20 protein-coding genes are annotated in these 21,970 nt (G+C 60.7%); 7 read left to right on the top strand and 13 right to left on the bottom strand.

Annotated elements, in window-relative coordinates; genetic code table 11:
* Positions 1-26 precede the first annotated feature (26 nt).
* A complete protein-coding gene (plsY, locus tag AB4O05_RS01970; protein ID WP_460133534.1) occupies positions 27-596 on the bottom strand; it encodes a glycerol-3-phosphate 1-O-acyltransferase PlsY in 570 nt (189 codons plus the stop codon).
* Positions 597-668: 72 nt separating this feature from the next.
* Here plsY and folB point away from each other — a divergent pair, with 72 nt between their 5' ends.
* A complete protein-coding gene (gene folB / locus AB4O05_RS01965; protein ID WP_460133535.1) occupies positions 669-1,022 on the top strand; it encodes a dihydroneopterin aldolase in 354 nt (117 codons plus the stop codon).
* Positions 1,013-1,537, top strand: coding sequence for a 2-amino-4-hydroxy-6-hydroxymethyldihydropteridine diphosphokinase (gene folK, locus AB4O05_RS01960; protein ID WP_460133537.1), 525 nt, complete (start codon positions 1,013-1,015; stop codon positions 1,535-1,537). Before folB ends, folK begins: the two co-directional genes overlap by 10 nt.
* On the opposite strand, the gene AB4O05_RS01955 is transcribed toward folK, so the two are convergent.
* The 11 genes from AB4O05_RS01955 to AB4O05_RS01905 form a co-directional block, all read right to left on the bottom strand.
* Positions 1,526-2,761, bottom strand: coding sequence for a multifunctional CCA addition/repair protein (locus AB4O05_RS01955; RefSeq protein ID WP_460133538.1), 1,236 nt, complete (start codon positions 2,759-2,761; stop codon positions 1,526-1,528). The genes folK and AB4O05_RS01955 overlap by 12 nt on opposite strands.
* A 63-nt stretch (positions 2,762-2,824) precedes the next feature.
* Positions 2,825-4,390 (bottom strand): SpoVR family protein, encoded by a 1,566-nt coding sequence (locus AB4O05_RS01950; RefSeq protein WP_460133539.1) that lies wholly within the window; start codon positions 4,388-4,390, stop codon positions 2,825-2,827.
* Positions 4,387-5,658: a YeaH/YhbH family protein gene (locus tag AB4O05_RS01945; RefSeq protein WP_460133540.1), complete on the bottom strand. Its 1,272-nt coding sequence runs from the start codon at positions 5,656-5,658 to the stop codon at positions 4,387-4,389. The genes AB4O05_RS01950 and AB4O05_RS01945 overlap by 4 nt, the downstream gene beginning before the upstream one ends.
* Before the next feature lie 117 nt (positions 5,659-5,775).
* A complete protein-coding gene (locus AB4O05_RS01940) occupies positions 5,776-7,698 on the bottom strand; it encodes a PrkA family serine protein kinase (RefSeq protein ID WP_016977873.1) in 1,923 nt (640 codons plus the stop codon).
* A 284-nt stretch (positions 7,699-7,982) separates the two neighbouring features.
* A complete protein-coding gene (glpE, locus tag AB4O05_RS01935; protein WP_460133541.1) occupies positions 7,983-8,312 on the bottom strand; it encodes a thiosulfate sulfurtransferase GlpE in 330 nt (109 codons plus the stop codon).
* 9 nt (positions 8,313-8,321) lie between these two features.
* The gene (locus tag AB4O05_RS01930) at positions 8,322-9,170 is read right to left on the bottom strand and encodes a symmetrical bis(5'-nucleosyl)-tetraphosphatase (protein ID WP_460133543.1); all 849 of its coding nucleotides are present in this window, start codon (positions 9,168-9,170) and stop codon (positions 8,322-8,324) included.
* On the bottom strand, positions 9,170-9,550 hold the full coding sequence (gene apaG / locus AB4O05_RS01925) for a Co2+/Mg2+ efflux protein ApaG (protein ID WP_460133544.1): 381 nt from the start codon (positions 9,548-9,550) through the stop codon (positions 9,170-9,172). The genes AB4O05_RS01930 and apaG overlap by 1 nt, the downstream gene beginning before the upstream one ends.
* A gap of 104 nt (positions 9,551-9,654) precedes the next feature.
* Positions 9,655-10,467 carry a 16S rRNA (adenine(1518)-N(6)/adenine(1519)-N(6))-dimethyltransferase RsmA gene (rsmA, locus tag AB4O05_RS01920; protein WP_460133546.1) on the bottom strand — a complete coding sequence of 271 codons (813 nt, stop codon included), beginning with the start codon at positions 10,465-10,467 and terminating at the stop codon, positions 9,655-9,657.
* Positions 10,464-11,453, bottom strand: a complete 990-nt coding sequence (gene pdxA / locus AB4O05_RS01915) for a 4-hydroxythreonine-4-phosphate dehydrogenase PdxA (protein ID WP_460133548.1) — start codon at positions 11,451-11,453, stop codon at positions 10,464-10,466. The genes rsmA and pdxA overlap by 4 nt, the downstream gene beginning before the upstream one ends.
* Positions 11,450-12,790 (bottom strand): peptidylprolyl isomerase, encoded by a 1,341-nt coding sequence (locus AB4O05_RS01910; RefSeq protein ID WP_460133549.1) that lies wholly within the window; start codon positions 12,788-12,790, stop codon positions 11,450-11,452. Before AB4O05_RS01910 ends, pdxA begins: the two co-directional genes overlap by 4 nt.
* Positions 12,765-15,542 carry an LPS-assembly protein LptD gene (locus tag AB4O05_RS01905; RefSeq protein WP_460133551.1) on the bottom strand — a complete coding sequence of 926 codons (2,778 nt, stop codon included), beginning with the start codon at positions 15,540-15,542 and terminating at the stop codon, positions 12,765-12,767. Before AB4O05_RS01905 ends, AB4O05_RS01910 begins: the two co-directional genes overlap by 26 nt.
* Positions 15,543-15,672: 130 nt before the next feature.
* Here AB4O05_RS01905 and AB4O05_RS01900 point away from each other — a divergent pair, with 130 nt between their 5' ends.
* The 3 genes from AB4O05_RS01900 to AB4O05_RS01890 are packed head-to-tail and all read left to right on the top strand — an operon-like array spanning position 15,673 to position 18,138.
* Positions 15,673-16,698: an aminoglycoside phosphotransferase family protein gene (locus AB4O05_RS01900; RefSeq protein WP_460133552.1), complete on the top strand. Its 1,026-nt coding sequence runs from the start codon at positions 15,673-15,675 to the stop codon at positions 16,696-16,698.
* Positions 16,695-17,369, top strand: coding sequence for an N-acetylmuramate alpha-1-phosphate uridylyltransferase MurU (murU, locus tag AB4O05_RS01895; protein ID WP_460133554.1), 675 nt, complete (start codon positions 16,695-16,697; stop codon positions 17,367-17,369). Before AB4O05_RS01900 ends, murU begins: the two co-directional genes overlap by 4 nt.
* A 1-nt stretch (position 17,370) precedes the next feature.
* Positions 17,371-18,138, top strand: a complete 768-nt coding sequence (locus AB4O05_RS01890; RefSeq protein WP_460133555.1) for a TerB family tellurite resistance protein — start codon at positions 17,371-17,373, stop codon at positions 18,136-18,138.
* A gap of 83 nt (positions 18,139-18,221) precedes the next feature.
* On the opposite strand, the gene AB4O05_RS01885 is transcribed toward AB4O05_RS01890, so the two are convergent.
* Positions 18,222-19,196: an alpha/beta hydrolase family protein gene (locus tag AB4O05_RS01885; protein ID WP_460133556.1), complete on the bottom strand. Its 975-nt coding sequence runs from the start codon at positions 19,194-19,196 to the stop codon at positions 18,222-18,224.
* Positions 19,197-19,273: 77 nt separating this feature from the next.
* Between AB4O05_RS01885 and AB4O05_RS01880 the strand changes: the two genes are divergently transcribed.
* Positions 19,274-21,268 carry a PAS domain-containing sensor histidine kinase gene (locus tag AB4O05_RS01880; RefSeq protein ID WP_460133557.1) on the top strand — a complete coding sequence of 665 codons (1,995 nt, stop codon included), beginning with the start codon at positions 19,274-19,276 and terminating at the stop codon, positions 21,266-21,268.
* An 18-nt stretch (positions 21,269-21,286) separates the two neighbouring features.
* A complete protein-coding gene (locus tag AB4O05_RS01875) occupies positions 21,287-21,916 on the top strand; it encodes a response regulator (protein ID WP_460133558.1) in 630 nt (209 codons plus the stop codon).
* The last annotated feature ends 54 nt before the right edge of the window (positions 21,917-21,970 follow it).

Genomic DNA, 21,970 nt, shown 5'->3' with positions numbered 1-21,970 from the left:
GGGAGTGCCGGGCTCGTCGAGGGTATTTAAAAATGCCGTTCGCGCCCGGCGAACAGGTCGCGTAAATTGCCGCGGTGGCGCCAGACGATCAGCAGTGTCAGCACGCTCATCGGCAACAGCGCCGCCGGTTCCTGCCAGGCCAGCAACGGCAGGGTGAGCGGTGTGGCGATCAGTGCCGCCAAGGAGCTGGTGCGGGTCAGGTAGAACGTCAGAAGCCACGCGACAACGGCCAGTAACGCCGCCGGCGGGTAAATCCCCAGCAGCATGCCGGCCGCCGTGGCGACGCCTTTGCCGCCGCGAAAGCGGAAGTACAGTGGAAACAGGTGGCCGAGGACGGCGCACACGCCAACCCAGGCCTGCTGTTGCAGAGGCAGGCCGGCGAGGCTGGCGATCAGCACGGGCAACAGGCCCTTGCACACATCGCCCAGCAGCGTCAGTACGGCGAGCTTCTTGCCGGCCAGGCGCAACATATTGGTGGCGCCGGCATTGCCTGAGCCACCCATTCGCGGATCGGGATTTCCCGTCAGGCGGCTGAGCAAAATGGCGAAGGACAGCGAGCCGAGCAGGTAGGCGAGAATCGCCAGTGACCAAAACATGCTAACTATTCCGGGCGAGGACGCCCTGATTCTAACGGGGCATCGCGCCCTTGTCGTGCTGCGGAGAAGAGCTTGGACAGAGTGTTTATCGAAGGCCTGGAAGTCGACACCGTTATCGGGGCCTACGACTGGGAGCGCGGGATCCGCCAATGCCTGCGCCTGGACCTGAACTTCGCCTGGGACAATCGCCCTGCCGCGGCCGGTGACGATCTGACCCTGGCGCTGGATTACGCCAGCGTGTCCGCGCGTATCCAGGCCTTTGCCGAACAGTCTCAGTACCAATTGGTGGAAACCTTTGCCGAACGCCTGGCTGAAGTGCTCATGAGTGAGTTCCAGATTCCCTGGTTGCACCTCAAGCTGACCAAGCCGGGCGCCGTGCCGGCCGCCAAGGGTGTCGGCGTGGAGATCGAGCGCGGATGTCGCTGACTCAGGTTTACCTTGGCCTCGGCAGCAATATCGAGCGCGAGGCCCATCTACGTGCCGGTCTTGACGCATTGGCGAGCTTTTTGACGCAGATGCGTTGCTCGGCAGTGTTCGAGAGCCAGCCGGTGGGTATCAAGAGCGGGCCGTTCTTCAACCTCGTGGTGTCGGCTTATACCGATTTGCCATTGAGAGAGCTCGATCGTCGGCTCAAGTTCATAGAGGCCGAGAATGGTCGCTATGCGCCGGACCGCAAGGGCCTGCCGCTGGATATCGATGTGCTGCTGTATGGCGAGTTGGTGGGTAACTTCGATGGTCTGGTCCTGCCTCGCGCAGAGATCCTGAAGAATGCCTTTGTGCTGTGGCCGTTGTCGTTGATGGCGCCAGAGCGTGTACACCCTGAAGTGGGTAAGACCCTGGCTGAGCTGTGGCGCGATGCGCAGATCGACCAGGTACTGGCGCCTGTCGCCTTTGAGTGGCAGGGCCAGCAACTGACGCCGAGCGCGCTTCTAATTCGATAGGGCGCGTTGGTCCTTGAAGGCCTGCAACGCCTTGAGCCGCTCGCGTTTCAAGGCCTCACCCAGTTCCGGGCCTTTGAAACCCTTCTCCAGCAGCGGCGCCACCGCCACTGCGCGCGCGGCCTGTGCCGCCCCGCGCAAGTAATCCGCCTGTGGATAACTGCGCTGCTCAAAGCCCTTGCGGCCCCGGGCGTCCATTTCGCAGGCACTCACGAACTCTTCAAAGCGCTGTGGCCGGCGGTACACGTCAAAACTCTGCAGCAACTCCAGCAATGTCGAGGCTTTGAGCTCCAGGGCACGGTGGCCGTGGGTGTGGTATTGGCCCACTAGCAACGCCAATTCCTGGCAATCCCTCGGCACCTTGAAGCGTTCGCTGACCGCCTTTATCAGCTTCAAACCACGATGTTCATGCGCGATGTGCTGCGGCAACTTATCCACAGGTGTCAGGCCTTTGCCCACGTCGTGCAGCAGGCAGGCCCAGCGCACGCTCAGCGGCTGTTTGTGCTGGGCGGCCTGTTCCAGCACGCTCAATGTGTGCACGCCAGTATCGATCTCGGGGTGGTGGGCCTCGGGTTGCGGTACGCCGAACAGCGCATCCACTTCCGGCATCAGGGTTTTCAGGGCGTTGCAATCGCGCAGGACCTGGATGAACACCTGGGGTTGGTCTTCCATCAGTGCCCGGGAGATTTCCTTCCAGCTGCGTTCGGGTGTGAGAGCTTCCAGTTCACCGGACTCGCTGAGTTGACGCATCAGTTCAAGCGTCTCCGGCGCGACGCGGAAACCCAGGTGCGCATAGCGTGCGGCAAAGCGGGCAACGCGCAACACTCGCAGGGGATCTTCGGCGAATGCGGGGGAAACGTGACGCAGAATGCGTGCTTCCAGATCTCGCTGGCCATGGTAGGGGTCGGTCAGGTTGCCGTCGTCGTCTTCCGCCATCGCGTTAATAGTCAGGTCGCGGCGAATCAGGTCTTCTTCCAGGGTGACGTCGGGGTTTGCGTGGAACACAAAGCCACCGTAACCCCGGCCGCTCTTGCGTTCGGTACGGGCGAGGGCGTATTCCTCACCATTCTTAGGGTCGAGGAATACCGGGAAGTCCGAGCCGACCGGCTTAAAACCCTTGGCAAGCATCTCGTCGGTGCTCGCACCGACGACAACGCGGTCGATATCGGTGACCTTGATGCCCAGCAAGCGGTCGCGCACCGCACCGCCGACTTTGTAGATTTTCATGAAAAAGCCTCCGTTAGCGGCACAGGATACCGCCTGTGCCTGACCAATGGAGGCTTTGCTGTTTCAGAGATGAACGACGGCCAGGTCCAGGCGGCCGTAATCGTTGTCGTTGTGATCGCTGCGTGGTGGGACATGGTGGGTTTTCATCACCTGGTCGCCCTGCAAGGTTTCCAGGTGGATATCGAAGCCCCACAGCCGGTGCAGGTGCTTGAGCACTTCCTCGGTGGATTCGCCCAGTGGCTTGCGGTCGTGCTGCTGGTGACGCAGCGTGAGGGAGCGGTCGCCGCGTACATCGATGCTGTAGATCTGCACGTTGGGCTCGCGGTTGCCGAGGTTGTACTGTGCCGCCAGGGTCTCGCGGATGATGCGGTAGCCGGGTTCGTCGTGGATGGCCGGTACCACCAGGTCGTCCTTGAGGTCGTCATCGAGAATGCTGAACAGCTTGAGGTCGCGGATCACCTTGGGCGACAGGTACTGCAGGATGAAACTCTCATCCTTGAAGCTGCTCATGGCGAATTTGATAGTGGACAGCCAGTCGCTGCCCGCGATTTCCGGGAACCAGCGGCGGTCTTCGTCGGTGGGGTGTTCGCACATGCGCCGAATGTCGCGGTACATGGCAAACCCCAGCGCGTAGGGGTTGATACCGCTGTAGTACGGGCTGTCGAAGCCGGGCTGGAACACCACGCTGGTATGAGAGGTGAGGAACTCCATCATGAAGCCGTCGGTTACCAGGCCCTCGTCATACAGATCGTTCATCAGCGTGTAGTGCCAGAACGTCGCCCAGCCCTCGTTCATCACTTGGGTCTGGCGCTGTGGATAAAAATACTGGGCGATCTTGCGCACGATGCGCACGATTTCCCGCTGCCACGGCTCCAGCAGCGGTGCGTGTTTTTCCAGGAAATACAGGATGTTTTCCTGAGGTTCGGAGGGGAAGCGCGCATTGTCCTTGTCACTGTTTTTTCCGGCGCGCTTGGGAATGGTGCGCCACAGATCGTTGATCTGCTTCTGCAAGTGCTCCTCGCGCTCCGCCTGGCGCAGGCGTTCTTCCTCGGCCGAAATCGGGTACGGGCGTTTGTAGCGGTCGACGCCGTAGTTCATCAGGGCGTGGCAGGAGTCGAGCAGGTCTTCCACCGCGTCGATCCCGTGGCGTTCTTCGCACTGCATGATGTACTGCTTGGCGAACACCAGGTAATCAATGATCGAACTGGCATCGGTCCAGGTGCGGAACAGGTAGTTGCCCTTGAAAAAGCTGTTATGCCCATAGCAGGCGTGGGCCACCACCAGTGCCTGCATGCAGATGGTGTTTTCTTCCATCAGGTAGGCGATGCAGGGGTCGGAGTTGATCACGATTTCGTAGGCCAGGCCCATCTGGCCGCGAGTGTAGGACTTCTCGGTGCTGAGGAAGTGTTTGCCGTAGGACCAGTGGTGATAACCCAGGGGCATGCCCACTGAGGCATAGGCATCCATCATCTGTTCGGCGGTGATCACCTCAATCTGATTGGGGTAGGTATCCAGGGCATAACCCGCCGCGATGCGGCTGATTTCCCGGTCATAGGCCTGGATCAGTTCAAAGGTCCATTCGGACCCCGTGGAGATGGGTTGGCGCTTCTGCTCTTTTTTGGCGGTCATGTCACTAACCTGCGCTGGAAGAGTTCACGGAAGACCGGATAGATATCGCCGGCCGAGACCAGTTGCTGTTGGGCGAACGTATCGGTAAAGGCTTCACCGATGCGCTCGTATTCGAACCACAGTGCCTGATGCTCACGAGGGGTAATTTCGACATAGGTGTAGTACTGCACAAACGGCATGATCTGGTTGATGAGGATGTCGCGGCAGATCGGCGAGTCGTCATTCCAGTTGTCGCCGTCGGAGGCCTGGGCGGCATATATGTTCCACTCGTTGGCCGGGTAGCGCTCGGCCATGATCTCCTGCATCAGTTTCAAGGCGCTGGAAACGATAGTGCCGCCGGTTTCCCGCGAGTAGAAAAACTCCTCTTCATCCACTTCCCGGGCGCTGGTGTGATGGCGGATGAACACCACGTCGATCTTGTCGTAGTTTCGCTTCAGAAACAGGTACAACAGGATAAAGAAGCGCTTGGCGATGTCCTTGGTGGCTTGGGTCATGGAGCCGGACACGTCCATCAGGCAGAACATCACGGCCTTGGAGCTGGGGTTGGGCTGTTTGACCAGCAGGTTGTATTTGAGGTCGAAGGTGTCGAGGAACGGCACGCGGTGAATACGCGCGCTGAGTTTCTCGATTTCTGCTTCTATTTCCTGGATATCGCCGAAGTTATCCGGTTCTTCGCGCTTCAGACGTGCCAGCTCTTCCTTGGCATCCCTCAGTTTGGCGCGGCTGCTGCCCGACAGTGCGATGCGTCGCGCATGGGCCGAACGCAGAGTGCGGATGATGTTGATGCGCGAAGGGTTGCCCTCGTTGCTGATACCAGCGCGCACGGTCTTGAAGGTGTCGGTGCCGGTGAGGTTGCGTTTGACCAGGTTGGGTAGCTCCAGATCCTCGAACATGAATTCGAGAAACTCTTCCTGGGTGATCTGGAACACGAACTCATCCATGCCCTCGCCGGAGTTGCCTGCCTTGCCAGGGCCTTTGCCGCCGCCGCCACCCTGGGGGCGCTGGATATGTTCGCCGGTGGTGAATTCCTTGTTGCCGGGGTGTACGACGGTCTGTTTACCGCCCCGGCCGTGGTGCAGCACCGGTTCGTCGATGTCCCGTCCGGGAATGCTGATTTGCTCGCCATGTTCCATGTCGGTGATGGAGCGGCGGCTGACGGCCTCTTCCACCGCCTTTTTGATGTGATCACGGTAACGCCGCAGGAAACGCTGGCGGTTTACCGTGCTCTTGTTCTTGCCATTGAGGCGTCGGTCGATCACATAGCTCATAGGCCCCTCCGGGGAGCTTCAAGTCGTAAGCTTCAAGCTGCAAGAGAGAGCCCGCTGATATTCGGATCAGTGGCTTTTCTCTTGCAGCTTGTAGCTAGAAGCTTGCAGCTGCTTCTCTTACTGCGATTTCCGGACCCGTAGGTACCATTCCGACAGAAGCCGTACCTGTTTGTCGGTGTAGCCACGCTCGACCATTCGTGTGACGAAGTCGTTGTGTTTTTGCTGATCCTCCTTGCTGGCCTTGGCGTTGAAGCTGATGACTGGCAGCAGATCCTCGGTGTTGGAGAACATTTTCTTCTCGATGACTACTCGTAGCTTCTCGTAGCTGAGCCAGGTTGGGTTCTTGCCATTGTTGTTGGCGCGGGCGCGCAGTACGAAGTTGACGATCTCGTTGCGGAAATCCTTCGGATTGCTGATGCCGGCCGGTTTTTCGATTTTTTCCAGTTCCTCGTTGAGGGCCACGCGATTGAGAATTTCGCCGGTTTCCGGGTCGCGGTATTCCTGGTCCTGGATCCAGAAGTCGGCGTACAGCACGTAGCGGTCGAAGATGTTCTGGCCGTATTCGCTGTAGGACTCCAGGTAGGCAGTCTGGATTTCCTTGCCGATGAACTCGATGTAGCGCGGCGCCAGGTACTCCTTGAGGAAGCGCAGATAGCGTTCGCGGGTTTCGGCCTGGAATTGTTCCTGTTCGATCTGCTGTTCCAGCACATAGAGCAGGTGCACCGGGTTGGCGGCGATCTCATGGGGGTCGAAGTTGAAGACTTTGGACAGGATCTTGAAGGCAAAGCGCGTCGACAGCCCGTTCATGCCCTCATCCACGCCCGCCGTATCGCGGTATTCCTGGATCGACTTGGCCTTGGGGTCGGTGTCCTTGAGGTTTTCACCGTCGTACACGCGCATCTTCGAGTAGATATTCGAGTTCTCGGGCTCCTTGAGGCGAGACAGCACGGTGAACTGGGCGAGCATCTTCAGGGTGTCAGGCGCGCAATGAGCCTTGGCCAGGGAGCTGTTGAACAGCAGCTTGTCGTAGATCTTGATTTCATCGCTGACTCGCAGGCAGTACGGCACCTTGACGATATAGATCCGGTCGATGAAAGCTTCGTTGTTCTTGTTGTTGCGGAAGGTGTGCCATTCCGATTCGTTGGAGTGGGCCAGCAGGATCCCGGTGAACGGGATCGCGCCCAGGCCCTCGGTGCTGTTGTAGTTACCTTCCTGGGTGGCGGTGAGCAGTGGGTGCAGCACCTTGATCGGGGCCTTGAACATTTCCACGAATTCCATCAGGCCCTGGTTGGCCCGGCACAGTGCGCCCGAGTAGCTGTAGGCGTCGGCGTCATTCTGTGGGAATTCCTCAAGCTTGCGGATATCGACTTTGCCGACCAGCGCCGAAATGTCCTGGTTGTTCTCATCGCCCGGTTCGGTCTTGGCCACGCCGATCTGGTTAAGGATCGATGGGTAGAGCTTGACCACGCGGAACTGGCTGATGTCACCGCCAAACTCGGCCAGGCGCTTGGTAGCCCAGGGCGACATGATGGTGTTGAGGTAACGCCGTGGGATGCCGAAGTCTTCTTCGAGGATCGCGCCATCTTCCGTGGCGTTGAACAGGCCCAGGGGCGACTCGAAGACTGGCGAGCCCTTGATCGCGTAGAAGGGCACTTTCTCGATGAGTTGTTTGAGTTTCTCGGCCAGGGACGACTTACCGCCACCGACGGGGCCGAGCAGGTAGAGGATCTGTTTCTTCTCTTCCAGGCCTTGGGCGGCGTGGCGGAAGTAGGAGACGATCTGGTCAATGCATTCTTCCATTCCGTGGAAGTCTTCAAAGGCCGGGTACCGGCGGATCACCTTGTTGGAGAAGATTCGCGACAGGCGCGAGTTGTTCGAGGTGTCTATCAGCTCCGGCTCGCCAATCGCCAATAGCAGGCGTTCGGCGGCGGACGCGTAGGTGCTGCGGTCCTGCTTGCACAGCTCGAGATACTCTTGAAGCGTGAGTTCTTCCTGCTGTGTGGACGCGAAGCGTTGTTGGAAGTGGCTAAAAATACTCATAACGTCGTCACCTCGCTCGATACGTGGAGCCGACGCCGGATCAATCAGTCGATGCTGGCAGTCATTGACGATCGCCAATGGCCGTTTTCCCCCCAGAACACCCTAAACGCTACCGATGACCCGCACGCCGGTGTACCGGCTCTCCCCTGATTCGGATGGCCTGCGCTTAAGGATAGTTCGGAATCGGGGAGGTCAAGAAGGTATAAGCAATTAGTTTGGCCGCACCGTTCGTCAGAAACGGCGCGAGCCCAAGCGATACGTGGGGTAGCGGGGTATGAAAAAAATTATTCCGAATCGCCCCGAGAAATTTCTGCAGGGTAGGTCTTACTCCACAGCTCAAAACCGCCGTCCAGGCTATAGACTTCGGAGAAACCCTGGCTGACCAGATAAGCGGCTGCGCTTTGGCTGGAGTTGCCGTGGTAACAGGCCACGATCACCGGCGCGTCGAGGTCGGCGGCGCGGATGAAGTCGGCGATGTTGACGTTGTCCAGGTGTTTGGCGCCGGTGATGTGAGCAGCCGAATAAGTAGGCTGATCACGAATGTCGACGACCACTGCGCCTTGCTTGCGCAGGGCGTCGGCTTGTTCGGGCGTGATACGTTTGAATTCGCTCATGGCGGGCTCCTAAGGCTTGATTGCGGCCTGCTGTATGGGAAGTCGGGATTCGCACTGGCAGCTGTGAAACTCGCCGGTGTCGATGTTCATCATGGTCATGGCGCCGCCCCACACGCAGCCGGTGTCGAGGGCGAACACGCCGGGCTCGTCGCACTTGCCTTCCAAGGCTGCCCAGTGGCCGAAGATGATCTTCGTGTCACGGGTCTTGCGCTCTTTATGGGCGAACCATGGCTTGTAGCCGGGCAGGGCGGTGTCGGTGCCTTCCTTGCTCTTGAGGTCCAGCTTGCCGTCGGCAGTGCAGAAGCGCATGCGCGTGAAATAGTTGGTGATCACCCGCAGGCGAGTGACGCCCGTCAGGTCGCTGTCCCATTTCACTGGCTCATTACCGTACATGCCATCGAGGTAGGCGGGGTACAGGCTGTCATCGGCCAGGGCGTGTTCGACTTCGGCGGCGTACTTGAGGGCTTTCTTCAAGGTCCATTGCGGTGGGATGCCTGCGTGGACCAGGGCCATGTTGCGGCCTTCGTCGTAATGCATGATCTTTTGCCGGCGCAGCCAGTCGAGCAGATCGGCGCGGTCGGGCGCTTCAAGGATTTCCCGCAGGGTGTCGCCTTTTTTCAGGCGTTCGATGTTGTTGCCGGTCGCCAGCAAGTGCAGGTCATGGTTGCCCAGTACGCACACCAGGGAGTCACGCAGGCCATATAAGTAGCGCAGGGTTGCCAGGGACTCGGGGCCGCGATTGACCAGGTCGCCCACCAGCCACAGGCGATCAGTCGCCGGATGGAAGGCCACGCGTTCAAGCAGGCATTTGAGGGGCTCCAGGCAGCCTTGCAGGTCGCCGACCGCGTAGGTCGCCATCAGTGCAGGGCTCCCGGCACGGCGAGGCGGAAAGGCTTGATGATGGCGTCGAAAAACTGGCCGTCGGTGGCTTTCATCTGATACGAGCCTTGCATGGTACCGACCTTGGAGGTCATCACCGTGCCGCTGCTGTAGGTGTGGCTAGCGCCGATGTCGATCAGCGGCTGTTGGCCAACCACGCCGGCACCACGCACTTCTTCGACCTGGCCGTCACCGTCGGTGATCACCCAGTGGCGGGACAGCAGCTTGGCTGGCACCAGCCCGTTGTTCTTCACCGTAACGGTGTAGGCAAAGGCGAAACGGTTGTGCTCAGGTTGCGATTGGTCCGCGAGGAAGCGGGTGACGACGCTGACGTCGATCTGGTAACGAGGATCGGACATGCAAGGGGCCTTAAAAGCAAAAGCGGAGGACTGCAGATGCGGATCAGTCTAGGCCAAGAAGTGGGCACTAGGCCAGACATGTGTCTGGCCTGTCTGCAAGGTGGTCAATCCGCAGCGGGCACAGGCTGGATGGCAAGCTGGTCGGCCAGGCGCACGAATGCGGCCAGGTCCAGTTGCTCGGGGCGCAGGCTGCCATCGACGCCGGCTGCTTCGATCTCGGCGTTGCTCAGCAGTGCCTTGAGTGTGTTGCGCAGGGTCTTGCGGCGTTGGTTGAAGGCCTCGCGCACCACGCGTTCGAGCAATTTGTGATCCTTGGCAGGGTGCGGCAACACAGCGTGGGGCACCAGGCGCACGATAGCCGAGTCGACCTTCGGCGGCGGGTTGAACGCACCCGGACCGACGTTGAACAGGTGTTCGACGCGGCAGTGGTACTGAACCATGATCGACAGGCGGCCCCAATCACCACCGCCCGGGCCGGCGGCCAAGCGTTCCACCACTTCTTTTTGCAGCATGAAGTGCATGTCGCGAATGATCCCGGCATTGTTCAGCAGGTGGAAAATCAGCGGCGTGGAGATGTTGTACGGCAGGTTACCCACCACGCGCAGGCTGTTGGGCGCGGCGTCAAGGGTGTTGAAGTCGAACTTCAGCGCATCGCCCTGGTGCAGGTTGAAGTTGGCTTTACCGGCGAACTGCTGGTTGAGGATCGGGATCAGGTCCTTGTCCAGTTCAACCACGTCCAACTGACCACCGCTGGCCAGCAGGCCTTGGGTCAGTGCGCCCTGGCCTGGGCCGATTTCCAGCAGTCGGTCTTCGGGCTTGGCATGGATAGAGCGCAGGATACGGTCGATCACGCCAGCGTCGTGCAGGAAGTTTTGCCCGAAACGCTTGCGCGCCCGGTGTTGGTAATGCTCGGTCATATACGGGTCTCGGCCATCTGATAGGCGGTTTCCAGGGCCACGTGCAGGCTGCCGGTATCGATCTTGCCGCTGCCCGCCAGGTCCAGGGCGGTGCCGTGGTCGACGGAGGTGCGGATGATTGGCAGGCCCAGTGTCACGTTGACGGCGGCGCCGAAGCCTTTGTACTTCAGCACCGGCAGCCCCTGGTCATGGTACATCGCCAGCACTGCGTCGCAGTGCTCCAGATATTTGGGGGTAAACAGAGTGTCCGCGGGCAGTGGGCCACGCAGGTCCATGCCTTCTTGGCGCAGACGCTCCAGGGTGGGTTCGATGATGTCGATTTCTTCATGGCCCAAGTGGCCACCTTCGCCGGCGTGAGGGTTGAGCCCACAGACCAGGATGCGCGGGTGGGCGATGCCGAATTTCTGCTGCAGGTCGGCGTGCAGGATGCGCGTGACGCGCTCCAGGCGCTCGGCGGTAATGGCGTCGGCAATCTCGCGCAGGGGCAGGTGCGTGGTCACCAGGGCGACTCGCAGGCCTCGGGTGGCCAGCATCATGACGACTTGGGCGGTGTGGGTCAGTTCGGCGAGGAATTCGGTGTGGCCGGAAAAGGCGATGCCGGATTCATTGATCACGCCCTTGTGCACGGGGGCGGTGATCATGCCGGCGAAATCGCCGTCGATGCAGCCTTGCCCCGCGCGGGTGAGGGTTTCCAGCACAAACGCCGCATTGGCTTTGTTCAGTTGCCCGGCAACCACCTTGGCCTGCAGGGGGGTATCCCACACATACAGGCTGCCCGCGGGAGCAGGCTGGTCGGGCCATTTACCTGGCGCCACGTCCAGCAAGTCGACAACCACACCCAGCTGCGCGGCCCGCTCAAGGAGCAGGTCGCGGCTGGTAATGGCGATCAGGGGGTGGGGCTGGGGGTGCGAGGCGAGCAGCAGGCACAGGTCTGGACCAATGCCGGCCGGCTCGCCGGGTGTCACGGCGAAACGCTGGGGTTTCACTGAGTGGCCTGGTCGGTGCCTGTTTGCTCGGCGCCTGGCAGCTTGTTTTCCACATAGGCTTCGTCACGGATCTGACGCAACCAGGTTTGCAGCTCTTCGTCGTACTTGCGGTTACGCAGCACGTTCAGTGCCTGTTGCTCGCGGGCCTGGGTGGTGTTGTCGGTGGCGCGACGGCCAAGGACTTCCAGTACGTGCCAGCCATATTGAGTCTTGAACGGCTTGGACACTACGCCTTGCGGAGTTTCGGCCATTACCTGCTGGAACTCGGGCACCAGCGCCTTGGGGTCGATCCAGTTCAAATCGCCGCCGTTGAGGGCCGAGCCAGGGTCTTCCGAGAAGCTTTTGGCCAAGGTGGCGAAGTCTTCACCGTTTTCGATACGGTCATAGATCTTCTGGGCCAGCTCCTTGGTTTGCGCCTCGGTGCGGATCTCGCTGGGTTTGACCAGGATATGACGAACATGCACTTCGTCTTTCAGCGAGGTCTCGCCACCGCGACGTTCCAGCAACTTAAGGATGATGAAACCGCCTGGGGTGCGGGCCGGTTGGGTGATGCCACCCACTTCCATCGCGCTCAGTTCACGGTCGAACGGTGGTGGCAGTTGCGCGGCTTTACGCCAGCCCATGTCACCCCCCTCAAGGGCGTTGTCGCTGCCGGATTGGGCAATCGCCATCTGGGCAAAGTCGGCACCGGCCTTGAGGCGGTCATAGATCGCCTGGGTTTTGGCGGCGGCGGCATTGAGCTGCTCGGAGTTGGCGCTGTCCGGAGTAGGAATCAGGATATTGGCCAGGTGCAGTTCTTCGGAAAGCTGCATCTTGCCCAAATCCGAGGCCAGGAAGTTTTTCACTTCCTGCTCGGACACCTGAACCCGCTCGGCCACACGGCGCTGACGCACACGGCTGATGATCATCTCGCGCCGGATCTGGTCACGAGCGTCTTCATACGAAAGACCATCATGGGCCAGGGCCGCGCGGAATTGATCGATGCTCATGTTGTTGCGCTGGGCAATGGTGCCGACCGCCTGGTTCAGCTCTTCATCCGAAATACGGATGCCGGAACGTTCACCGATCTGCAATTGCAGGTTTTCGACGATCAGACGTTCCAGCACCTGTTGGTCCAGGACGCTGGTAGGTGGCACACCGCCGCCACGCTTGGCGATGGTCTGCTGAACTTCCTTGACCCGTTGGTCCAGTTGGCTCTGCATGATCACGTCGTTATCGACGATGGCCACCACCTTGTCCAGCGGTTGAACCGCTGCGTGCACCGATGCGGTCCCCAGGAACAGCGCGCCCAGTACGAGGGGGCGCAGACAATCAGAAAGCTTGGTTTTCACGTTCACGATAACCTTCAATGCCTTTTTCGAGGAAGCTCTCTACCTTGGCGCCGGTCAGGCCGCCGAGTCCTTTGAGGACGATCTGCAGGAAGAGCCCGTGGTCACCCTTTTCGTTCAGCGGGGCGATCTGGCTGTATTCGTCGTTGGCAACCCAGTAACGGTTGATGACGCGCAGTTTCCAGCAGCAGTTGTCGTACTCGAAACCACCGAAGGCTTCCAGGGTACGGTTGCGAGCGTAGTCATACTGCCAGCGGGTGATCAGGTTCCACTGAGGAATGATCGGCCACATCATCGAGAAGTCGTGTTGCTGGATTTTGTAGTAATCCTTCACGAAGTTCGGTTGACCCTCGGTACCGTAGTCGCCACCGAACTGCCATTTACCGGTCAGTTGGTTGTAGACCACCTGGTCGTTGCGGTAGCGGTAACCAAGGTTGACCACCTTGTTCGGGTTGTCTTCCGGCTGGTAGTGGAACATTGCGCTGCCGGAGCGAGCGCGGTGTTCCTCGGTGTCCCAGTTGTAGTCGGCAGTGGCGCGCCAGTCGCGGTTGAAACGGAACTCGTATTCGAGCGCCACTGGCGACACATCGGACTGTGCGTCGGCGCGGTCAGCCGCCACGACGCCCGGCAGTTGAACCTCGCGGTCCTTGAAATACACGGCCTGGCCGACGCTTACACGCTGGCGCTCAAAACCGTTTTCTTCAATCCAGCGGCTGGTGACACCCAAGGACAGCTTGTTCTCGTCACCGATCCGGTCGGAACCGCTGAAGCGGTTGTCGCGGAACAGCGAGCCGTAGCTGAACGAGTATTCGCTGGTGTCGAAGACCGGGATATCGCTCTGGTCCTTGTTCGGGACATAAAGATAGAAAGCACGCGGCTCCAGGGTCTGGCGATAGTCTTTGCCGAACCAGTTGGTGTTGCGGTCGAAATACAGGCCGCTGTCGACGCTGGCGATAGGTACCGCGCGATCTTGCGAACTCTTGAATGTCTGGCCAGCAGCAGCCATTTGCGTCTTGCCTGTGCCGTCCAGGTCAAGATCGTATTTGGTATAGACGTACTTGAGCTTCGGCGTAATAAAGCCGTAGGTCCAGCTCATCGGGTATTCCACGGCCGGTGCTGCGTTCAGGCGTGTACCGTTTGTACGAGTCAGGCCTGTGACGTTTGTGTCAAGTCTGGATGAAATGTTGCCGTCTTTGTCCGTGAACGTACCGTTTTCCAGGCTGCGTTCGAAGCGAACAGCTTCGGTCTCATAGGTGAAGTTCAATCCACCCGGGTGATACGGCAGCGCACCATTGAACGTGATCTGCGGCAGGCGGTCGTACGGCGTGATCTGGGAGATCGTCGCCAACTGGTAGGCCTGCACATTCAACCGCGCCTGATAAGAGTCTCCCCGATAGGTCACGGACCCTTGCTGATTCAGGAAGTCTCGATTCTGGACACCTTCCTCGTAGGTCTTGAGGTCCTGGAAGTAATAAGGATCACTGATCCTGGTGTAATCAACCTGAGTCGCTACGCGCGAGTCCAACCCGCCCCTGTGCTGCCAGTTGAGCATGTAGCGGGTTTTTTCGTAATCGGTCTGTTTCTTGCGTTCGTCGCTGTCGTCGTTCAGGTACGCGCCGCCGAACTGGCCTTCGCTGGACTTGGTGAGGTAGCGGAATTCGCCTTCCATCAACATGCCGCGCTTGGTCATGTATTGCGGGTACAACGTGGCGTCATAGTTCGGCGCCAGGTTGAAGTAATACGGCGTGACCAGGGTAAAGCCGGTTTCGCCGCCAGTGCTGAAGCTCGGTGGCAGGAAGCCGGACTGACGACGGTCGTCGATCGGGAAATAGATATAAGGGGTGTACAGGATCGGGATGTTCTTGATCCGCAACGTCGCGTTGGTCGCCGTACCGAAACCGGTGGCCGGGTTCAACGTGATGTTGTTGCCCTTGAGCTGCCAGGCGTTGCTGTCTGGCTCGCAGGTGGTGTACGTACCGTCCTTGAGGCGGATGATCGCGTTTTCGGCGCGCTTGGCGTACAGCGCGTTCCCGCGGATCCGCGACTTGTGCATCACGTATTCGGCGTTATCGATCTGCGCGGCACCCGTGTCCAGTTGGACCTGGGCGTGGTCGCCGACGATCAAGGCACCGTTGTCGCGCAGGCGCACATTGCCGTTCAGTTCGCCACGGTTCTCGGCCTGATACAGGCTGGCTTCCTGGGCTTCAAGCTGCATGCTGCCCTGGCGCATGACCACGTCACCGGCCAGGGTGGCAACTTGCTGTTCCTGCTCGTAACGAGAGGCCTTGGCACCGATAAAGGTGGGCGCATCGCTCTTGTTCGTCTTGTCGTTCATGCCAGGACGAATCGGCTCGATGTACGCACCGCCGCAATACGGACCGGTTTCGGCCAGTTGGGCCGGGGTCAGCTTATCCCGAGGCACCCAGTCCAGGTGGCTGTAGTCGGCGCTGCGCGAACGCAGGCCACGGCCCTTGGATTCGGTGACCAGCGTGGTCTTCGGCTCGGCTTCGGCACTGCCGCCAGCGTCGGCTTGCGCCGTGCTGTTGGCCGAGCTGACGGCTGCACCGTCATGCACCGGGCGTGGTGGTAACGGGGCGGCGGCGGTTTTCGGCGCGCAATCCCAGGCACCCGAAGCAGAGACTGAGCAGTCATACTGTTCCGCGGCGACCACGAATGAGGTGGCGAAGGGTTGCAAGGCCAGCAGACTGCCGGTTACCAGCAACGGAAATTTTCTACGAAACGCGGGGGATTTCAATGCCATCTTATTAGTCCGGGCTTCCTGCGTGCCATCTGCCCGCGGTTTGGGCCGCACGCCTCTCGATGGTCTGAAAAAGATGCGTGATAATAAAGCATGCCCCGCTTGACGGCTAGCGCCGTCGGAGACCCTTGTAATGCCCGAGCAAGATCTACGTTTACAACAACTGCAAGTCTGGCTGGATGAGCAGTTGCCGATCCTTTTCAACGCCCAAGGCTGGGGCGCCATACCCCCGGCCACATTGACCGCGGCCAGCAGCGACGCGAGTTTCAGGCGTTATTTCCGCTGGGAAGGTGGTGGCCGGACTTTCGTGGTAATGGACGCTCCACCCCCCCAGGAAAACTGCAAACCCTTCGTCGAAATCGCACATTTGCTGGCGACATCGGGAATAAATGTTCCGAAAATTTATGCTGAAGACTTGCCGCGAGGCTTTCTTTTGCTCAACGACCTGGGCAAAAAAACCTATCTGGACGTGATCGACGAGCAAAACGCCGACGTATTGTTTGCCGACGCCATCGACGCATTGCTGGCTTACCAGCAGTTGCCGATGGACGCGCCGCTGCCCAGCTATGATCTCGCCCTGCTGCGCCGCGAGCTGGAACTCTTCCCTGAATGGTACGTGCGCCGACATTTGGGCATCGAGTTGGATACACAGCAGCAGGCCCTCTGGCAGAAAGCCAGTGGCCACTTGATCGACAGCGCCCTGGCGCAGCCCAAGGTGCTGGTGCACCGCGACTACATGCCGCGCAACCTGATGATCAGCATACCGAACCCGGGCGTGCTGGATTTTCAGGACGCGGTCTACGGCCCGGTCACTTACGACATTACCTGCCTGTTCAAGGACGCCTTTCTCAGTTGGCCCCAGGCCCGTGTGCGCCAATGGCAGCGCGGCTACTGGGAGCGTGCCGCGAAACTGGGCATCCCGGTGCAGGCCGACTTCGAAGACTTCCTGCGTGCCAGCGACCTGATGGGTGTGCAGCGTCACCTCAAGGTTATCGGCATCTTCGCGCGCATTTGCCACCGCGACGGCAAGCCACGCTACCTGGCCGACGTTCCACGCTTCTTTGCCTATATAGACGCCGTACTGGCCGATCGTCCGGAGTTGAGCGCATTGGGTGAGTTGTTGGCCAGCCTGCGCCAACCGGCTGAGGCAAGCCTATGAAGGCGATGATCCTGGCCGCCGGCAAAGGCGAGCGCATGCGCCCGCTCACGCTGCATACACCCAAGCCGTTGGTGCAGGCCGGCGGCAAGCGCCTGATCGAGTATCACCTGGAGGCGCTGGCCAAGGCCGGCTTCACCGATATCGTGATCAACCACGCCTGGCTCGGTCAGCAGATCGAGAGCTACCTGGGTGACGGTTCGCAGTTCGGCTTGCGCATCCGCTACTCCCCGGAGGGCGAACCGCTGGAGACCGGCGGTGGGATTTTCCAGGCCCTGCCGTTGTTGGGAGATGAGCCTTTCCTGGTGGTCAACGGCGATATCTGGACTGACTACGATTTCGCCCGGCTCAAGCAGCCGCTCCAGGGGCTGGCCCATCTGGTGATGGTCGACAACCCGGCGCATCACCCCTCGGGTGGTGATTTTTACCTGGATCACGGTGTGCTTCATGATGCGGCGCCCGGTGCCGATAACCTGACCTTCAGTGGCATTTCAGTGCTCGACCCCAAGTTGTTCGCGGGTTGCAGCGCCGATGCCTTCAAGCTGGCGCCGCTGTTGCGCGCGGCCATGGCGAAAGGTTTGGTAACGGGGGAACACATGGCGGGACGCTGGATTGATGTCGGCACGCTGGAGCGCCTGGCGCAAGTCGAAACCCTGCTGACAGCGGGGCAGTAGCATGTTGTGGCCAGGGACGCTGATCGGCGCCGGGGCTGGCTTTGCCATTGCCAGTATTCCGGGGGCCTTGTTGGGGGCGCTGTTGGGGCAGGCGCTGGATCGCCGTATGCACCTGCAGAGCTGGGCGCAGTTGCGTGAGCGCTTGGGCGGACGCCCGGCGTTGCGCAATGACGAATTGCTGTTTGTGTTGCTGGGGCGTCTGGCCAAAAGCAACGGTCGGGTGGTCGACGGGCATATCCAGCAGGCGCGCCAGGAGATGCGCGCGCTGGATATGACCGAGCCGGCCCAGCGCCGCGCGATCGCGGCGTTCAACCGTGGCAAAGCCGGTTCCGACCGGGTGCGCGGCTATCTGCACGTGCTTAAGGCCCAGCCCCATGCGGCGGAAGGTGTGTTACGGGCGTGCTGGCGGATGGTCTGGGCGGACGGCAAGGCCGATGACGCCGAGCGTGACCTGATCGACCTATGGGGCAAATGGCTGGGCTGGACGCCACAACAGCTCCAGGCCTTGGCGGCGGACTACACCCCGGAGCGCAAGCCATTGGTGAGCCGTGGGGCTACTTATCAGGAGGCGTTGCGTTTGCTCGGCGTGACGGCCACCACGGAGCCCTCGGCGATCAAGCGCGCCTATCGCCGCCTGCTCAGCCGCCACCATCCGGACAAGATCGCCGGCAGTGGCGCCAGCCCCGCGCAGGTGCGTGAGGCCACCGAACGTACCCGCGACTTGCACAATGCCTATGCGTTGATTCGTGAGCGGCGGGATTTTCGCTGATTACGGCTATCTACGGGTCAAAACCCGATCAGTGTGGGAGCTGGCAAGTCAACGCCCACAATTGATCGGGTTACCCCCCAGATTCAGTCGGTGCTGGATTGCGGGCTCAGCCACCCGCGAATCCGTCGATACAACTGCTCTTGCTCGGCAGCACTGTTGCCGGGCAGGGTCTTCAAGCTCACCTGCTTATAGCCATCATTTTTCAAGCGCTTGGCCGCTTGGGCGCGTGCCAGGGCGTTTTTGCGTGATCGGCTGTCGTCTTGATAGAAAACATCGGCTGTCGGCAATTTCAGGCCGGGGGCCAGTTGCTGCACGTCCGGCTGTCGACCAGAGGGCGTCTGCGCCGCGACCATCACGAACTTTTGCACCTGGGACGGTTGTTTCTCGCTCAGATAACGCGCGGCCCACCAGGCACCGGTGCCGTGGCCTGCCAGCACCACACTGCGTGCGCTTTGGGTCTGGGCGAAGGCTACGGCGGCATCGATGCGCGCAAAGATGCGTGACGCGTCGGTCTTGTCTTGCTCGTCGGCACCGGGTATCACCGCTGGGTCAGTGCCTTCGGCTTCGGCGCTGGCCGCTTGCTCGATCGGTTTATCGGCGGTGCTCGCTTCCTTGCTGCTGGTGTCGACGGTGGCCTTGGGGGCTTCCATGACACGCGGCGGCAGCGTATCTACGCTCACATCCGGCAGCGACAGGCTGAGGCTGCCCCAGTTGGCATCCGGCAATTTGCGCCGCAATGGGCCAATTGCTTGAGGCCAGTCAGCATTTTCGCCGCTGCCCGGTACGATAATCACCACACCTTCGGGTTCGGCGCTGTTGGCCGGTTTCCACAGGGCCAGGAATGTGTCACTGCCGGCCTGCAACTGTTGTTGCTCCTGCTGCGGAATTTGCCGCTCCAGGGCGCTGGCCTCTTCCTGGCTGCGTTCGGGCAAGGGCTGGCGTTCGACGGGTTTTTCGGCGGTCGGCGCAGGTGTGTCTTCGGCGTGCACAGAAAAGGCACTGGTAAACAGCAGTGACAGGCACAATGCTGGCAGTGCCGAGCGGTGGAAAAAGGGCATCGTTAATTCCCGGCCAGAAGTGATTCCAGCAGCCTAATGGGTTGGTCAGTATTTGTCAGTGATGTGAGACGTGGATCATGGGTTTTCGCTGTCTGCTGGTTATCGGCTGTTTGTGCGTTGCCTTAATGGCAAATGCCGCTCCCGCGCCTGCCGCGCCGCAGGCGCAGCTTACTGCGCAACAGCGCGAATGGCTGGCCCTGCACCCGGAGTTGCGGGTGGGCGTGGTATTGCAGGTGCCGTATGCGCAATACGATCGGCGCCTGCAGCGTTTGTCCGGAGCCAACGTCGAGTTGATGCAATGGCTGGCCAAGGCGCTGAACATTGACCTGGTGTGGCGCAACTTCCCCAGCCAGGAGCAATTGGAGGCCGCGGTACGCGACGACGAAGTGGACATCGCCCCCGGCCTGCAACAAACCCCGGCCGGTTTACGTCTGTGGCTATTCACCGATCCTTATATGCGCGTGCCCCAGCATATCGTCGGCATCCGCGAGGGCGGCGGCGCCGTGGATCTGGAAAAGCTCGATGATCAATCCCGTGTCGCCGTGCGCATGCCCAGTGCCGTGGCGGATTACCTGCGCAACACTTACCCCAGCCTTAACCTGCAAGGCGTGCCCATGGAGCGCCAGGCCTTGCAATTGCTGGTCAGCCAGCAAGCGCGCTACGCCGTGGTGGATGAAGCGCAGCTAAGCCGTTTGTCCGGCGAGGCGGAGTTCGCCGGGCTGGCGGTGGTGGGGGATATTGGCCTGCCGCAGTTGCTGCGGGTTGGCACGCGCAGGGACTGGCCGGAACTGGCCGGTATCATGGAAAGCGCCCTGGTCGCCATTCCGGCCCGGGACCTGGACCAACTGCACAACCGCTGGTTGCAACCGAAATACCCACGGCTGTCGGAGTCTCCAGGTTTCTGGCAAAACCTCAGCCTGCTGCTGGGGCTGTTGCTGCTCGTCGGCCTGGCGCTGCTGGTGTGGCAGCGCCGTCAGCAGCATGTACTGGAACTCGCTCTGCTGGCCGCCCGCGAAGAAAGCGCGGCGCGCGCCGCGGGTGCCGAGGCGTTGCGGTTGACGCAGTTTTCCATTGATCAAAGCACGGTCGGCATCCTGTGGGTGAATTGGGACAGCCACATCCGCTACGCCAACCGCGCCGCCGAGAGCATGCTCGGCTACGGCGCCGGTGCGTTGATCGAGCGACCGCTGGTCGACCTCGACCCGACCTTGGACATGGACCGTTGGCTCAACCTGTGGAAACGCGCGCGGGCGAGCGAAGAGGGCCCGCAGAATTTCGCCACGGATTGCTTGCGCGCCGATGGCAGCGTCCTGCCGACCAACGTGTCCTTGAGTTTTCTGCGGTTTGCCGAGGCCGAGTACTTGGTGGTCTACCTCAACGACGTCACCGAGCTGCGCCGCACCCTGGCCGCCTTGCTGCAAAGTGAAGCGCAACTGCGCGAACTGTCGGCCCACCTGGAAACCGTGCGCGAAGAAGAAAAAGCCCGCATCGCCCGTGAGGTGCACGACGAACTTGGGCAGATGCTCACTGTGCTCAAGCTGGAAACCTCCATGTGCGAGCTGGCCTATGCGCAGCTCGACCCTGGCCTGCACGAGCGCTTGAACAGCATGAAGCGCCTGATCGCCCAGTTGTTCCAACTGGTACGAGACGTGGCGACGGCATTGCGCCCGCCGATTCTCGACGCCGGCATTGCCTCGGCGATCGAATGGCAGGCCCGGCGTTTTGAGGCGCGCACGCACATTCCCTGCCTGGTGCAAGTGCCGGATAACCTGCCGGCCCTGAGTGACGCCAAGGCCATCGGCCTGTTTCGAATTCTGCAGGAGGCGCTCACCAATGTGATGCGCCATGCCCAGGCGCATACTGTGGAGCTGACCCTGGCCATCGAAGGCACTGATCTGCGATTGACCATCAGCGATGACGGTGTCGGTTTCGTCCAGGCGCAAGGCCGCGCGGTCTCGTTTGGCCTGGTCGGCATGCGCGAGCGGGTGTTGATCATGGGTGGGCAATTGAGCCTGCACAGCGAGTTGGGCGAGGGCACCACCCTGAGTGTGACGGTGCCGCTGGATGCATAACGATAAGAGGAAACCCCTGTGATCCGCGTACTGGTAGCCGAAGACCACACCATTGTTCGTGAAGGTATCAAGCAATTGATCGGCCTGGCCAAAGACCTGCTGGTGGTGGGGGAGGCGAGCAATGGCGAACAATTGCTGGAGACTTTGCGCCACGTGCCGTGCGAGGTGGTGTTGCTGGACATCTCGATGCCGGGCGTCAACGGCCTGGAAGCGATTGCGCGCATTCGGGCGCTGAACAATCCGCCGGCGATCCTGGTGCTGTCGATGCACGACGAGGCGCAAATGGCGGCCCGTGCCTTGAAGGTGGGCGCTGCCGGTTATGCGACAAAGGACAGCGACCCGGCGCTGTTACTCACGGCGATTCGTAAAGTGGCGGCCGGCGGGCGCTATATCGACCCGGACCTGGCGGACCGCATGGTCTTCGAAGTCGGCCTCACCGATTCCCGGCCATTGCATTCGTTGCTGTCCGAGCGCGAGTTTTCGGTGTTCGAGCGCCTGGCCCAGGGTGCCAACGTCAACGACATCGCTCAGCAACTGGCGTTGAGCAGCAAGACCATCAGCACCCACAAGGCGCGCTTGATGCAAAAGCTCAATATCACCTCCCTGGCCGAACTGGTGAGGTACGCCATGGAGCACAAGCTTCTGTAGCAACATATCTATTAGCGACACCCCACAAAACATCGCCGCGCCCATTCTTGCCGC

It is taken from the genome of Pseudomonas sp. S1_G07 (genome assembly GCF_054668565.1).
Note: the sequence above shows the minus strand (reverse complement) of the source record. Positions and strands in the feature narration are given on the sequence as shown.

Bases quoted from the DNA above. Each gene is read 5' to 3' on its own strand.
- plsY (WP_460133534.1), bottom strand. From the start codon at position 596: ATGTTTTGGTCACTGGCGATTCTCGCCTACCTGCTCGGCTCGCTGTCC.
- folK (WP_460133537.1), top strand. From the start codon at position 1,013: ATGTCGCTGACTCAGGTTTACCTTGGCCTCGGCAGCAATATCGAGCGC.
- AB4O05_RS01955 (WP_460133538.1), bottom strand. From the start codon at position 2,761: ATGAAAATCTACAAAGTCGGCGGTGCGGTGCGCGACCGCTTGCTGGGC.
- AB4O05_RS01950 (WP_460133539.1), bottom strand. From the start codon at position 4,390: ATGACCGCCAAAAAAGAGCAGAAGCGCCAACCCATCTCCACGGGGTCC.
- AB4O05_RS01945 (WP_460133540.1), bottom strand. From the start codon at position 5,658: ATGAGCTATGTGATCGACCGACGCCTCAATGGCAAGAACAAGAGCACG.
- AB4O05_RS01940 (WP_016977873.1), bottom strand. From the start codon at position 7,698: ATGAGTATTTTTAGCCACTTCCAACAACGCTTCGCGTCCACACAGCAG.
- glpE (WP_460133541.1), bottom strand. From the start codon at position 8,312: ATGAGCGAATTCAAACGTATCACGCCCGAACAAGCCGACGCCCTGCGC.
- AB4O05_RS01930 (WP_460133543.1), bottom strand. From the start codon at position 9,170: ATGGCGACCTACGCGGTCGGCGACCTGCAAGGCTGCCTGGAGCCCCTC.
- apaG (WP_460133544.1), bottom strand. From the start codon at position 9,550: ATGTCCGATCCTCGTTACCAGATCGACGTCAGCGTCGTCACCCGCTTC.
- rsmA (WP_460133546.1), bottom strand. From the start codon at position 10,467: ATGACCGAGCATTACCAACACCGGGCGCGCAAGCGTTTCGGGCAAAAC.
- AB4O05_RS01905 (WP_460133551.1), bottom strand. From the start codon at position 15,542: ATGGCATTGAAATCCCCCGCGTTTCGTAGAAAATTTCCGTTGCTGGTA.
- AB4O05_RS01900 (WP_460133552.1), top strand. From the start codon at position 15,673: ATGCCCGAGCAAGATCTACGTTTACAACAACTGCAAGTCTGGCTGGAT.
- murU (WP_460133554.1), top strand. From the start codon at position 16,695: ATGAAGGCGATGATCCTGGCCGCCGGCAAAGGCGAGCGCATGCGCCCG.
- AB4O05_RS01890 (WP_460133555.1), top strand. From the start codon at position 17,371: ATGTTGTGGCCAGGGACGCTGATCGGCGCCGGGGCTGGCTTTGCCATT.
- AB4O05_RS01885 (WP_460133556.1), bottom strand. From the start codon at position 19,196: ATGCCCTTTTTCCACCGCTCGGCACTGCCAGCATTGTGCCTGTCACTG.
- AB4O05_RS01880 (WP_460133557.1), top strand. From the start codon at position 19,274: ATGGGTTTTCGCTGTCTGCTGGTTATCGGCTGTTTGTGCGTTGCCTTA.